Origin of the sequence: Psychrobacter vallis (assembly GCF_904846715.1) — a bacterium.
Lineage (GTDB): Bacteria > Pseudomonadota > Gammaproteobacteria > Pseudomonadales > Moraxellaceae > Psychrobacter > Psychrobacter vallis.
In genome coordinates this window covers 37,197-50,989 of record NZ_CAJHBU010000018.1, presented here as the reverse complement: position 1 = coordinate 50,989, position 13,793 = coordinate 37,197, and the positions used below count along the sequence as shown (strand labels likewise).

The following is a 13,793-nucleotide window of genomic DNA, read 5'->3' as shown; positions in this document are numbered from 1 at the left end:
CGCGAGGGTATGCGTCTGTAGCAATTTTATTCTAACAAGCTAAAACAATGGAGATTAAATTATGGCTGACAATCAAGCCACATTGACCGTAGATGGTAAGGATTACCAACTTCCTATTACTGAAGGCACTTTAGGGCCGTCAGTAATCGAGGTTGCTGCTTTCCAACAAGCTGGCTACTGGACTTATGATCCAGGTTTTATGGCAACAGCGCCTGTCGAATCAAAAATTACCTTCATTGATGGCGGTAAAGGCGAGCTATTGCATCGCGGCTACCCTATCGACCAGTTAGCAAACAATGCAGAATATCTAGAAGTTGCTTATGCGCTGATTCATGGCGACCTACCTAACAGCGAGCAAAAAGCAGATTTCTTTGAAAAAATCCGTAAGCACACAGGCGTACATGACCAATTACGCAAATTCTTTGAAGGTTTCCGCCGTGACGCGCATCCAATGGCAATTATGGTTGGTGTCGTTGGTGCCTTGTCAGCGTTCTATCATGAGCACTTAGATGTGAGCAATGAAGAACATCGTGAAATCACAGCTATTCGTCTGATTGCTAAAATGCCAACGCTTGCTGCAATGAGTTATAAATACTCGCGTGGCGAACCGTTCATGTATCCACGCAATGACTTTAACTATGCTGAAAACTTCTTGTACATGATGTTTGCAACGCCGGCTGATGTTGACTATAAAACCAATGACGTCATCACTCGTGCAATGGACAAAATCTTTACCTTGCATGCCGATCACGAGCAAAACGCATCTACGTCAACTGTACGTCTGGCTGGTTCTACTGGCGCAAACCCTTATGCGTGTATCGCTGCTGGTATCGCAGCCCTTTGGGGCCCATCACATGGTGGCGCGAACGAAGCGGTTCTTGAGATGTTAGATGAAATCGGCTCAGTTGAAAATGTGCCTGAATTCATGGAAAAAGTAAAAAGCCGTGAAGTGAAGTTAATGGGCTTTGGTCACCGTGTTTATAAAAACTTTGACCCACGTGCACAAGTAATGAAAGAGACTTGTGACGAGGTGTTAGAAGCACTTGGTATCGACGATCCTAAGCTTGAGCTTGCTATGGCACTAGAAAAAATCGCCTTAGAAGATCCGTTCTTCATCGAGCGTAATCTGTATCCAAACGTTGATTTTTACTCTGGTATCATCCTAAAAGCCATTGGTATCCCAACGTCAATGTTTACCGTTATCTTCTCACTGGCTCGTACTTCTGGTTGGATCAGCCATTGGTTAGAGATGCACAGTGCACCGTTTAAGATCGGTCGCCCACGTCAGTTATACACTGGTGAAACGCGTCGTGATTTTGTCAAAGCTGAAGACCGCAAATAAGCAAATGTGGTAAACAAGTAAACATATTAGCCGCGCAACAAAAATCCCGCCATCGTGCGGGATTTTTATTCGCTATTGAAACTCTCTTAACGTCTGCTCATACTTGGCAATTTGCTCATCATAACCTTCGATGGTTTCGTTAAATTTGCTCATAAGCGTTTCAAATTCTTTTTGCTGATTCAGTTTCATCTGTTGCATGTCACTCACTTGCTGAGCTTGTATTTGCTCCCAGACTTGATGTTGAATAATCAGTCGTGCCAGCGCAGGGCTTTTTGCACTTACGCGTCCAGCAATCTCTGCATGTTCAAACAACTCCGGCACTAAAGTCGCGATATTAATCAACGTATCAATATCTTCTGCACTAAGGGGTGTCGTCACTGGCTGATAGAGCGCATCCATGGCTTGCTGATAGCGGTCAATCATTTGATCTTCCGTTAGGATAATCGGTTTACGCGGATCAAGGCTAATGCGCTTTAATACGGTTAAATCACGCTCGCCGACTTCCGTACTGGTATTGATATCAGCCTCAATATCACCTTCTGTATCAGTATTAGGTTCAGGCGTAGTCTCACTACTTGTGTCAGTAGCAGCGGCATAGTTTAATAATAAGGAGTCTTCACTTTCTGAAGCGTCAGCAGCTTGCAAGGATTCATACTCTGCTTGCAAACGGCGTTGTAGTCCTTGCATTTGCACGACATAAATAGGTTCAAGCTGCTTTATAAGAGCCGCCGCCGAATCACTTTGTGGCATCGGTTTGCTGTCTTCAGAATCTGTTTGCTCAAGGGTTTGACTGTCCTCTGTCGCAGGCTGTGTTTCTGATTGCTGCTGACAGCCTGTTAAAAATAGTACGCCCATGATTGTGGCGGCAAGCAAGGTGGGTGATTGGCGTAGAAAGCTATTATGAGCCATATCTGTATCCGCTTTATAGCTTGCGTCAATAGCAGAATTTGCTGGCAAAAATTTAAACATGAGAGTACATATCCTTGTTAAGACAAAACATAAAAAGCTAAAATTATCGCTAATTTATTACTTTGTGTTGTCGATAGGCTGTGTGATTGAAAAAGGAATACAAGCTTCTAAATCCTGACAGTCTTGTCCACGCTGACGACGGATAAAATAATCTTGTACCATACGCGCTTGCTGCTCAATACCGTACTTAAAAAATGATTTTCCTGTCTCTAACACGTAATCATAACGGCGATCAATAAGTGCGCCGCGCACCACTTTCAAACCTTGCTGCAACTGCCATACGTGCGTTAACTCATGTATCAGCCAGCTTTGTTTGCTCAGTGACGCGTGGCTAAAATCCGTGAGCCAATCTGCTGGATGGAAATAAATATTGCCATTGGGACTAACCGCGTAGTTTTTGAGCACCCACCACGCTGTTTTTAATTGAGCCTCATCAAGACGGATACTGTCACCAAACACTGACCGTGCGAATGCTACCTCACCAGCTGTAAGAAAGCGTGATTGCGGCTTTGTACTATTAATAGGTTGATAGCGATTCGCTAACTGCTTAAAAATCGATTGAGACATTATTTACGTCTTACCTTATGCTGAATAACGGTTTGTCATCACTCACTACAGCACTCGATAAAAGGCACTTGATGAATGATGGTTGTTAGTGGCGATGAGCCATTAATAGGGATAAAAACTCAAAAACCAAAGTCATTAAGACATAAGTTGTACATTTCGTTGACTTTTATTAACGCCAATTTGCGTTAGCCTAGCCTGTATAATAGCGAGTGGGTTTTATCTGTATAAATTAGCGTACTTCTACCACTGATGTCTAATGCTCATTATCGAGCGGTTCTGCTTTTACTCAGGCGCTTTTTTCAAGCACGACTGCCATCACAGATTGATAGCAATTTCATTTTATAATAGAGAGTCCTATGCCGCCCAATTTTCATGCCGATACCCCGCTTGCACAGCGTATGCGCCCTACCACACTTGCCGCCATTATTGGTCAAGAGCATCTGTTAGCCACTGGCGCACCATTACGACGTTTGGTGGAACAAGGACATCTGTCCTCAATTATTTTGCATGGTGAAGCAGGGATCGGCAAAACGACCATTGCCATGTTATTGGCTGAAGCAGTTGGGCGACCTTTCCATGCGCTGTCGGCGCTAAATACTGGCGTCAAGCAGTTACGCGAGGTATTAGATAATAAAGATTCACTCAGCTTTGAGTCACCTGTAGTGTTCATCGATGAAATACATCGCTTTAATAAGGCCCAGCAGGATGCGTTATTGGGCGCGGTAGAGTCTGGTGATATTACCTTGATTGGTGCCACGACCGAAAATCCGTCCTTTAGTGTCAATAATGCGCTGTTGTCCCGTTGCCAAGTGTATCGCTTAGAACCGCTAACGCCTGAACAAATCAATACAGTACTACAGCGAGCCATCTTAGAAGACAAGGTGCTCAAAAAACTAACCATCGACTTACAAGCGCAAGCAACCATCAGTCAATTGGCGCATGGTGATGCAAGAAAAGCACTGAATTTGTTGGAGCTTGCCATTCAAACTGCCGACGCCAAGCAATCACCCATTGTCATTGATGATGAGCTGATTGGTCGTGTCGCGCAGACAGCCTTGATACGTTACGACAAAGACGGGGAGCAGCACTATGATATCGTCTCGGCCATGATAAAGTCCGTACGCGGCTCAGACCCTGATGCCGCGCTATATTGGATGGCGCGAATGCTGGTGGGCGGTGAGCCTGCTGATTTTATCGCGCGGCGCTTGGTTATTTTGGCCAGTGAAGATATCGGTAATGCCAATCCCAATGCTCTGCTGCTTGCCGATGCTGCATTACGTAGCGTACAAGCAATTGGCATGCCAGAAGCGCGTATTATTTTGGGGCAAGTAGTGGTTTATCTTGCCACCAGTGCCAAAAGCAATAGCACTTATAAAGCCATTAATGCAGCGATGGCGCTGGCAGAAAAAGACGCGTCCCCCGTACCACTACATCTGCGCAATGGTGTGACCAAATTGATGCGCACACAAGGCTACGGTCAAGACTATAATTATCCACACGATTATCCCAATCATTATTACCCGCAAAGTTACTTACCTGATACCTTATCAGGCACAAGCTTTTACGAGTTTGCAGACAATCAGCGGGAACAACACAGTAAGCAGTTTATGGATTGGCTAAAAAACCAAGCGGCAAGTAATGACTAAATCATGAAACCCGTTGTTCAAACAGATAGCGCATTTAGTATAAAAACGATAGTGCGGGAAGAAGTTGCTATTCAACCAAAGACAGCCGCACGGATCATTGATAAAACTTATGCCTGTTTTTGAAAGACTAATCTCTATAGTGTAGAGATGAGGCAGCATAGTTGAGTGAAAAGCGTTAAAATATCCCCATCATGATATATACGAGCAATAAGCGAATAATTTATAACGCTGGTTATTGCAGTTGCTTGCTTTGATCAGAGTACATTTTGCTTAACCACAACAACGCTTCGTACCATCTGCTGCTACAATAGGTAAATAATGCGTTATATTCCAAATGACACTTATCTATAAATAATAAAATATTGAGACTTACTATGAGTTTAAACACCATTCCTGAGATTATAGAAGACATTCGTGCTGGCAAAATGGTCATCTTGATGGATGATGAAGACCGCGAAAATGAAGGCGATATCATCATGGCAGCGACCCATGTCCGCCCTGATGATATTAATTTTATGATTACCCACGCTCGCGGTTTAGTATGCCTAACTTTGTCACAGGCGCGTTGCCAACAACTGGCACTGCCGCTGATGTCAGATCGCAATGAAGCAAAATTCAGTACTAACTTTACGGTATCTATCGAAGCTGCTGAAGGTGTTACTACGGGTATCTCTGCCGCCGATCGTGCTCGTACCATTCAAGCAGCGGTTTCTGCTTCAGCAAAACCAGAAGACATTGTGCAGCCGGGGCATATTTTTCCTATCATGGCACAAAATGGCGGTGTCCTTCACCGTGCCGGTCACACCGAAGCTGGTTGCGATTTGGCACGACTGGCAGGCCTTGAGCCAGCAGCAGTTATCGTAGAAATCATCAATGCTGATGGCACAATGGCGCGCCGTGATGATCTTGAGATATTTGCAAAAGAACATGGTATCAAAATGGGTACGATTGCTGATCTTATTAACTATCGTATTGCCAATGAGCAAACGGTAGAAGAGATTGAAACGCGTCCTTTTGAGACAGAATACGGGACTTTTACCCTGCATCGTTTCCGTGAGTTTGGCGCTGAGGAAACGCATTTGGCGTTGGTAAAAGGTGATGTGAGCGAAGGTGTCAGTACCGTACGTGTCCATGGCTTCCATCCCTTGCGCGATTTATTTGCTGCCAAAAATGACACCACTGGGCGTGGCGGCTGGAGCGTGCAATCAGCATTAAAAGAGATTAGCGCCGCAGATCGTGGGGTCTTGGTCTGGATTGGCAGTCATCAGCCAGTAGATTTGGGCGATGCGCTGGATAAAGCCTCCGACAATCAGTCGCTATCGACCATTACCCAGCAGCCATACCGCAGCATCGGTGTGGGCGCTCAGATACTACGTCATCTAGGCGTGCGAGATATGCACTTATTGTCATCACCGATGAAATTTTATGCGTTATCAGGTTTTGAGCTAAATGTTGTCGATTTTGTTCATGCGCCAACGCAAGACTGATATCTGTTTGCGCAACGGCTTCAAAGAAACCGTCATAAGCACATCATAAAAGAGGCACGCCAACATCATGTTAGCGTGCCTCTTTTTTAACACAAATTATAGCTAACCTTGACTAAAGAAACGTCCGTCATGCTCACCATTTAGGCACGTGAGCCACTTTTGCTTCTAATGCCAACAGGCGTTCACGTTCTTCCTCTGTCCACGGCAGTTTTTCTTTGCCATTACTGGCTAAACGTACCACCACTGCTTCGGCCGCCGCGACAATGGCTTTTTGTGCGGTGCTATAATAGCTGTACTCCATAACGATACTAGTATTACCCAAACGCTGGCAACGCACGCCTAATAACAGGGTGTCAGGATAAGTCACTGGACGTAAGTATTGGCAGCTTGATTGCGCCAATACCGTGACCATACTGCCATCAAACATTCCTAATGCCTGCAAATAGCCAATTCGCGCTGACTCAGCATAACGATAATAAACCACATTGTTTAAGTGATTGAAGGCATCCATCTCACCCCAATGAATCGGCTGATGATGAATAATGGGATAGCTAGCCAATGCGTCAGGGTGCATGGTATCTGAGATAGCAGGTGTTAAATTTGATGGTTGACTCGAACTATCCATAACTTCATTTCTCTTATTTTTTGGATCAATAAATCTTTCAAACAACGGTCATTAACGTTGAGAACTATCTAAAACCTGAGTGGTTAACAGTGGCGTGGGTTTTGGTGCATTGGTAATCAATCGATCTAGCCGGTCTATGACTTCTGGTATGTTTGTAGGAGAGGATTTGGTTTGTACATTATTGTCGTTAGACGTTTGTGCTGTGGCAGCTGGTGATGCTGACTCTTGTGGTGCCAATGTCTGCGGTGACAATGTTTGAGGTGTAAGGGTTTGCAGCTGTTTTCGTGCTTGTCTCAAATAACCAATCAATTGCTCTTGCTCACGCATGTTGCTGGCTTGGCTCGCTAGATTCAATGTCATGATGACTTCGTGAATCGCAAGTTGTCTACGCGTTAAACTGGTATTGTTGCTCTGTTCGCTAGCATTCATGGCCTGCTCATGGCTGTGCAAAAAATCTTGAATGTTTTGAATGGCCAAGTTTTGTAGCTGCCAAGGACTGGGCTGAGCGCTTCTTGCCTGCAAGCGTTCAATGTCTTTCACCAAGCTTTGCTTAATCACGAGAGTAAGTGCTGGGGCAATCTCATTGCTGCTTTGTGACAGCTGCCAATGTAGACCTCGTAACAAATCAATGGCTGCGCTATCATTATTGTCTGCCAACAACCTGTCAGCCGCTTGCATTTGAATACGCAATAAATCCAGCTGGTTTTGGGCTTGGCTTTGGCTACTGGCGGCAGCGCTAGACTCTGGTAGCGTTTGTTGACTCAGCGCAAATAAGCGATCGTCCATCTCATCCAGTCGGCTAACGACTTGCTCATGGCTTTGCAAACGCTCGTTAACGTGATGCTGAAACCGCTGCTGACTGACATACAGCCATAATAATGCGGCGATAAGCAAAAAAATCACCAGCCACTGCAGCCGCAACAAAAACACTGTTGCTTGTCGGCGCTGCTGAATAGTAGAAGGGCCTTCAGATAATGATTCAGAATTTATTGACATAAGACATTACCATTATTGGTAGGTTTGAACATAGTAAGTAAGAAAAATTTGTACCATCTCGCTGACTCTTGTTTATATTGACCTAGCTATATTAATTTTTCGAGCCAATAGCAGCAAGAATGGTTTCGGGTGCCAAGTCATCCACACGCCAGTAGTTTAGCTGCTGCTCTGCCACCATATTGGTTAAGCGTTCACCCAATACGACATAGGCAAAATCTGACAACATAAGCGTTATGGGATGGTTTATCTTGCTCGCTGTCAAACTATCTGCCATTTTCGTTTTCATTGGCATTGAGAGCGTTGAGGTTTGCTTTGATACTTCTTTGACGATATTCGTCCAATGCTCAAAAGCCGCGCCGCTACTGATCACAACAATGGGTTTTGACGGCTTTGAAGCTGTTTTGTTCCAAGTGGTATTTTGTGCTAAAAAACCTTTTAGCCATTGCTGATACTGCGCCAGTGCATCGCTGGGCATTGTGCGCTCGTACCAAGCAATACTGTCGATATGCACACCGCGCGCTTGTAACGTGTCGACCAACAATCGTCGCCCACCAAGGCCGCGCCAGATCAGTAACTTATCACCTGCTTGCAAACGCTCAATTTCAGGCATTGCTAGCATACCTTCATTATTGGCCGTTTTGGGCTGACATACTTGATAGCAGGCTGCTGCTGTCTTTGCATTATTCAATACCGCTGCGGTCGCTTCACCAACCGCAATAAGCGGGCTTGGTGCCGCCAAAATCTCAAATACTGTTTCTGTTTGCTCATTATTACTGTCCTGTGCTTCATGCTTACGCGCAAGCGCTTGCCAGACTGCCAAGCCTGAAGCGGCAGCGGTTGGGCTAACGATTACCAGCGCCTTATAATCACCTGCTAGCCATTGCCGCATCAATACCCTGTCAGCGTCAGTCACTTGCCGTGATTGTAGTGACAACATTGGCATCTCAACTACTGTCAGACCTGCTGCTTGTAGATGCTGCGTTAGCGGCGCGGCGCGCTCTACTGGCCGAGTATTGATGACGATTTGCGGTAGTGAGGCACCATTGCCCTCAGGTTGATTTTTATCAGTCGCGTTAAAATCTATCGATGATGACATAGTATTACCATGGCAAAAGGCTTATAAGCTGGCTGAGTGATAGATGAATATGGGTAGCTATTGCTTTATTACCCAAATAATTTTACCGCTCTTGCATTATTCAGGATGATAAATCGCAGCTAAAATAGCACCCGCACCATTGGCTAACAGCATTTTTGCAACATCAATACCAAGCTGATTGGCCTGTGCTTCTTTTTCATCTTGTGTGCCAAGCAACGTCACCCGTTTTTCTGCTTTTAACAGCTTGCTACCATCGGCTTGACCCACTCGGCCACGTAGCCATAAGACGTTGCCATTATCGTTATTGCCATGGTCGCCGTTGTTGTCATTATTGGTTTCTGTTTCATCCGCCATTTGCAAAACGGCATAGGCAGCGATAGGCACTTGGCAACCACCGTCTAAGTGACGGTTTAGGGCACGCTCAGCGATGAGACGAATACGCGCTTTATCATCATTGAGCGGTGCCAATAACTTTAATACCTCATCATCGCCTTCACGGCATTCGATCGCCAATGCGCCTTGGCCAACCGCTGGTAAACAAGCATTAATATCCAGCTCACCGCGTATGCGCGCATCCAGCTCAATACGCTGTAGCCCACTGGTCGCCAAAATAATGGCATCATACTCATCCGCATCCAGCTTACCCAAACGAGTGCCAACGTTGCCGCGCAAGGTTTTGATTTGTAGATCTGGGCGATACGCTTTGATTTGGCACTGACGGCGTAGACTTGAGGTTCCAACGACCGCGCCTTGAGGCAACTCATCCATACTATGATACGTATTAGAGACAAAAGCATCCGTCGGTGCAGCGCGTTTGCAATAAACGCCAAGCGTCAAACCTTCCGGCAATTGCATCGGTACATCTTTCAATGAATGTACCGCAATGTCTGCTTGTTTGTCATACAGCGCCTGCTCAAGTTCTTTAACAAACAACCCTTTACCACCGATTTTTGCCAAAGGTGTGTCCAAAATCTTGTCACCTTTAGTGACAATTTTTAGTAAGTGAATCGTCAATTCAGGATAGAGATCCAGTAGGCGAGCACGAATATGTTCAGCTTGCCATAGCGCCAAAGGACTCTGACGCGTGGCGATGGTTAAAGTAGTCAAAGCAGGTTGCTGCAGATTGCTCATAAAAGGCCTCGATAAGTTCAATACTGTGTTTGATATAGTTGATCCTAAATAAAAGCGGTACAACCATAATAACGTACTGCTAGGATAATAGTTTCTTGCGTGCTGTGCCTGCGCCGTCTCGATGCTACGAAAATTTATCCTCGCAGCACTGTCTTTGTTTCATAGTGGATTTACCATAAGAAATGGTCGATACAAATGACATATAGTCCATGCTGACGCAAAAAAATACCCCTATTTAAGCATAAATAAGGGTTTGATGATATGGCGTGATTATTTTGCGTTTGGCACGACACAGCAGGTTACATACTTTGAATCTTATCACGTAATGCTGGCAAGTGACGACGGCTAACTGCCAATATCTCATTGATACCTTTAAAACGTACCTGATACTGTCCAGCATCTAGCGTCTCTAAAAAGTCTAGAAAACTGAGGTTGATGATGGCATTACGATGCACACGAAAGAGACGATCGCCAAACTCTTGCTCCAGCTCTTTTAGTGTGTCATCGATAAGTACAATGCCATCTTTGTGACGTACTTTGACATACTTTTGATCTGCCGTAAAATAATAGATGTCTTTGAGTTTAATCAGCTCGACACCCCGGTGTGTACGAGCAGCGATGTGTTCGCGTACTGGCCGAGCGGTCGGATCTTCAAGCTTACGGATCTCATTTAACTGCGCGGCGTTTAGGTTTTTCGCTTTATCTAGTGCTTCCAATAACTCATCTTTATTGGCAGGCTTCAATAAATAGCCAATCGCGTTGGCCTTTAGCGCTGCTATCGCATAGTGGTCATAAGCGGTAACAAATATAATCGCTGGTGGATGCTCAAGTTTGGCAAGCTCTTGGGCACAGCGTACCCCATCCATCTCAGGCATCCGAATGTCTAACAAAATAATATCTGGCTGCTGCATTTGTACAGCGACAATGGCTTCTGCGCCTGTTGTCGCTTGCGCCACTACTTGATGACCTGATTCTTGTACAATTCTGACCAAACGCTCGCGTGCGAGTGGCTCATCATCACAAACTACAATACGCATGCGAACTCCCATGTTAGGACAGACTTGATATATTTTTAGTAGAATGCAATAAGTATGCCATGCTTCTGTATTTAAAAAAGTGAGCAGAAATAATACGATAAATAGGAAAAGCTTACGATGACAAAAAAGCCGTCATAAACCCGCATCATAAAGTGAGTAATGAATGATAGTCACAGCCTGAGTACGGGTCACTTTACTTTTAATATCAGCGCTTTGCCCAAAATAGGCTCGTAAACGCTCCGCTTGAACATGGAAATCCATATGCTGACGCAAATCATGATTGATTATCAAAGTATTTTTAGGAAGCTCAATAGTAAGGGTAATCGCTACCCAATGCTGTTGCCAAGTCACTTTGATAGTGACATGGATCGTTTCAGTGGTCATCTCAACCACATTCAGTAGCATCCTCTCCAACACGCTTTGTAAAGTGAAAGCAGTAATCACCATGTCATACATGATATCTTCGTCAGGGAGCTGCCAACTCACCTCAAGCTTGTCTGCTAGACGACTGGTCTCAATTGCCAAGTAATGCTCACAAAGCGCAATCTCTTCTTCAAAACTAATTTCATGCGCACCATTAAAACTGGCACGAAATAGCGCGGAAATGTGCTGCAATAAAGAGGCGGCTTTTGGCGGATTGGACTCAATAAGTGAGACAAGCGTATTCAGAGTATTAAAGAAAAAATGCGGAGCCATACGCGCCTTGATCATATCGTTTTCTGCCGTTAACTTATACTCAAACGATGATTTAAGGGCATTGAGCTCGCGATGATGACGCAAAAAATACAGTAAAAATACCAGCGTAAAACCAGCAGTCATCAACGTATCAAACAGTAAGTCTGCCACAAACGCGTGATGGTCGTACTCAATCCAGCCAAAATTGACCATGATAAGCATCACCAGAGTCAAAGAGATAATCGAAGCAAACATCATCAGCAGTACGATATGCACGCTTACACTTGGGATGCTGGCGTTTTTAAAAATAGGGCGTAGATAATCGACCAGATACAATGAGGGGATAACGATAAGCGTGTTTTGGACAAAGCTGCTTAAGAACCGAATCAGAAATTCTGGCCAAGTTGCTAAGCCGTGGCGCTCCATCACCGTCAAAAACAACGACCAAAAAAAAATGTACAACATCCACTGCCAAGGCTTCAGGACTTCCATGAGCTTGGGTATAAAAAACTCTAAGCGCTCCGCTAGTAAGGCAACCTCATCCTTTGCTATACTTGAGCTCTTATTCTCCTGACTTGTCTTGTGCCGATATGAATGCCAATTTTTCAAACCCTAGTAATCCCGAATCAAATATGAATTCATCTGCCTCTGATTCTAGCACAGATGCTTTGATAAACCATGCTTCACAAAACAGCCCGACAAGTAGTCAGGGTCAGCAGATGTGGGGTGGACGATTTAGTGAAGCAACCGATAGTTTCGTTGCTGCTTTTACTGCATCAGTTGGTTTCGATCAACGTTTTGCCCGTCATGACATTCAAGGCTCGATTGCTCATGCGACCATGCTTGAAAAGTGTGACATTTTAACTGCTGATGAAGTTGCCACTATCGTCGATGGTCTTCAGCAAGTGTTGCTCGAAATTGAAGCAGGCGAATTCAATTGGTCAATCGCGCTTGAAGACGTGCATATGAACGTCGAATCCCGCCTGACTGATATCATAGGTGCGGTTGGTAAAAAGCTTCATACCGGTCGTAGTCGTAACGATCAGGTAGCGACTGATATTCGTCTATGGCTACGTGAAGAGACAGATAATATCATCGCACTATTGGTACGTTTACAAAGCGGCTTACTTGATCTGGCTGACCAACATACTGATACTATCATGCCAGGATTTACCCATTTGCAAACCGCGCAACCTGTCAGTTTTGGTCATCATGTGATGGCGTGGTTTGAGATGCTGTATCGTGATACCGAACGTCTGGTTGACGCACGTCGCCGTATCAATCAGATGCCGCTTGGTAGCGCAGCACTGGCTGGCACGACGTTCCCAATCGATCGCACCATCACCGCTGAGCTACTGGGTTTTGAAGGTATTTGCCAAAACTCACTCGACGCGGTCTCAGACCGTGACTTTGCCATTGAGTTTACCTCAGCCGCCTCTATTCTTATGATGCACATGTCACGCATGAGCGAAGAGATTATTCTTTGGATGTCAGCACAGTTTAACTTTGTGCAGATACCCGATCGCTTCTGTACTGGCTCATCGATAATGCCGCAAAAGAAAAACCCTGATGTGCCTGAACTGGTACGCGGTAAAGCGGCACGTGTATTTGGTCAACTCATGACCTTGCTCAGCCTGATGAAAAGCCAGCCACTGGCGTATAACAAAGACAACCAAGAAGACAAAGAGCCACTATTTGATTGCGTCGATACCTTGACAGGCTCGCTACTTGCCTTCGCTGATATGCTACCGAATATCACGCCTAATAAAGAAAACATGCGTGCCGCCACGATGAAAGGCTATGCCACTGCGACCGACTTAGCAGATTATCTGGTGCGCCAAGGCGTTGCTTTCCGTGATGCACATGAAGTGGTAGGCAACGCTGTCGCGCTAGGTATCGCCGAGGGCGTTGATTTAAGCGATTTGTCTTTGGCACAGCTAAAACAGTTCAGCGATGCCATTGGTGATGATGTCTTTGATTATCTAACCCTCGAAGGCTCATTGGCAGCACGTGACCATTTAGGCGGCACTGCCCCCAACCAAGTCAAGCAAGCGGTGGCTAATGGTCGCACGCGCTTAAAAGCGTTTGCTTAAAATATTGATCATGCAGTCTGCTCTATCTTTGTATAAAAAACATCCGTTTCAGTAGCGGATGTTTTTTTATTGGCAGTCACGCTATCACAGGTTATACCAGATACCCTTTGCTAAATCTGCCAAGACCGT

At 45.1% G+C, this 13,793-nt stretch carries 12 protein-coding genes; 4 read left to right on the top strand and 8 right to left on the bottom strand.

Annotated elements, in window-relative coordinates:
- Positions 1–61: 61 nt before the first annotated feature.
- Positions 62–1,342, top strand: a complete 1,281-nt coding sequence (gene gltA / locus JMY02_RS11040) for a citrate synthase (protein ID WP_021814085.1) — start codon at positions 62–64, stop codon at positions 1,340–1,342.
- A gap of 72 nt (positions 1,343–1,414) precedes the next feature.
- Here the strand turns inward: gltA and JMY02_RS11035 are convergent, their stop codons facing one another.
- Together JMY02_RS11035 and JMY02_RS11030 are read right to left on the bottom strand one after the other, a co-directional pair.
- On the bottom strand, positions 1,415–2,311 hold the full coding sequence (locus JMY02_RS11035; RefSeq protein WP_227678487.1) for a hypothetical protein: 897 nt from the start codon (positions 2,309–2,311) through the stop codon (positions 1,415–1,417).
- Positions 2,312–2,368: 57 nt separating this feature from the next.
- On the bottom strand, positions 2,369–2,878 hold the full coding sequence (locus tag JMY02_RS11030; RefSeq protein WP_201598196.1) for a type IV secretion protein Rhs: 510 nt from the start codon (positions 2,876–2,878) through the stop codon (positions 2,369–2,371).
- Between the two features lie 356 nt (positions 2,879–3,234).
- Here JMY02_RS11030 and JMY02_RS11025 point away from each other — a divergent pair, with 356 nt between their 5' ends.
- Entirely contained in the window at positions 3,235–4,524 is a 1,290-nt protein-coding gene (locus tag JMY02_RS11025) for a replication-associated recombination protein A (protein WP_201598194.1), read from the top strand.
- 374 nt (positions 4,525–4,898) lie between these two features.
- On the top strand, positions 4,899–6,011 hold the full coding sequence (ribBA, locus tag JMY02_RS11020; protein ID WP_201598192.1) for a bifunctional 3,4-dihydroxy-2-butanone-4-phosphate synthase/GTP cyclohydrolase II: 1,113 nt from the start codon (positions 4,899–4,901) through the stop codon (positions 6,009–6,011).
- Positions 6,012–6,144: 133 nt separating this feature from the next.
- On the opposite strand, the gene JMY02_RS11015 is transcribed toward ribBA, so the two are convergent.
- The 6 genes from JMY02_RS11015 to JMY02_RS10990 all read right to left on the bottom strand — a co-directional run bounded on the left by JMY02_RS11015 (position 6,145) and on the right by JMY02_RS10990 (position 12,036).
- On the bottom strand, positions 6,145–6,636 hold the full coding sequence (locus JMY02_RS11015; RefSeq protein WP_406947758.1) for an acyl-CoA thioesterase: 492 nt from the start codon (positions 6,634–6,636) through the stop codon (positions 6,145–6,147).
- A gap of 51 nt (positions 6,637–6,687) precedes the next feature.
- On the bottom strand, positions 6,688–7,632 hold the full coding sequence (locus JMY02_RS11010) for a hypothetical protein (protein ID WP_201598188.1): 945 nt from the start codon (positions 7,630–7,632) through the stop codon (positions 6,688–6,690).
- A gap of 91 nt (positions 7,633–7,723) precedes the next feature.
- The gene (locus JMY02_RS11005; protein WP_201598185.1) at positions 7,724–8,728 is read right to left on the bottom strand and encodes a uroporphyrinogen-III synthase; all 1,005 of its coding nucleotides are present in this window, start codon (positions 8,726–8,728) and stop codon (positions 7,724–7,726) included.
- A gap of 96 nt (positions 8,729–8,824) precedes the next feature.
- Positions 8,825–9,859, bottom strand: a complete 1,035-nt coding sequence (gene hemC / locus JMY02_RS11000) for a hydroxymethylbilane synthase (protein ID WP_201598182.1) — start codon at positions 9,857–9,859, stop codon at positions 8,825–8,827.
- A gap of 299 nt (positions 9,860–10,158) precedes the next feature.
- Positions 10,159–10,896, bottom strand: a complete 738-nt coding sequence (locus tag JMY02_RS10995; protein ID WP_201598173.1) for a LytR/AlgR family response regulator transcription factor — start codon at positions 10,894–10,896, stop codon at positions 10,159–10,161.
- 132 nt (positions 10,897–11,028) lie between these two features.
- Entirely contained in the window at positions 11,029–12,036 is a 1,008-nt protein-coding gene (locus JMY02_RS10990; RefSeq protein WP_227678486.1) for a histidine kinase, read from the bottom strand.
- Between the two features lie 254 nt (positions 12,037–12,290).
- Here JMY02_RS10990 and argH point away from each other — a divergent pair, with 254 nt between their 5' ends.
- Positions 12,291–13,664 (top strand): argininosuccinate lyase, encoded by a 1,374-nt coding sequence (gene argH, locus JMY02_RS10985; protein WP_201598223.1) that lies wholly within the window; start codon positions 12,291–12,293, stop codon positions 13,662–13,664.
- The last annotated feature ends 129 nt before the right edge of the window (positions 13,665–13,793 follow it).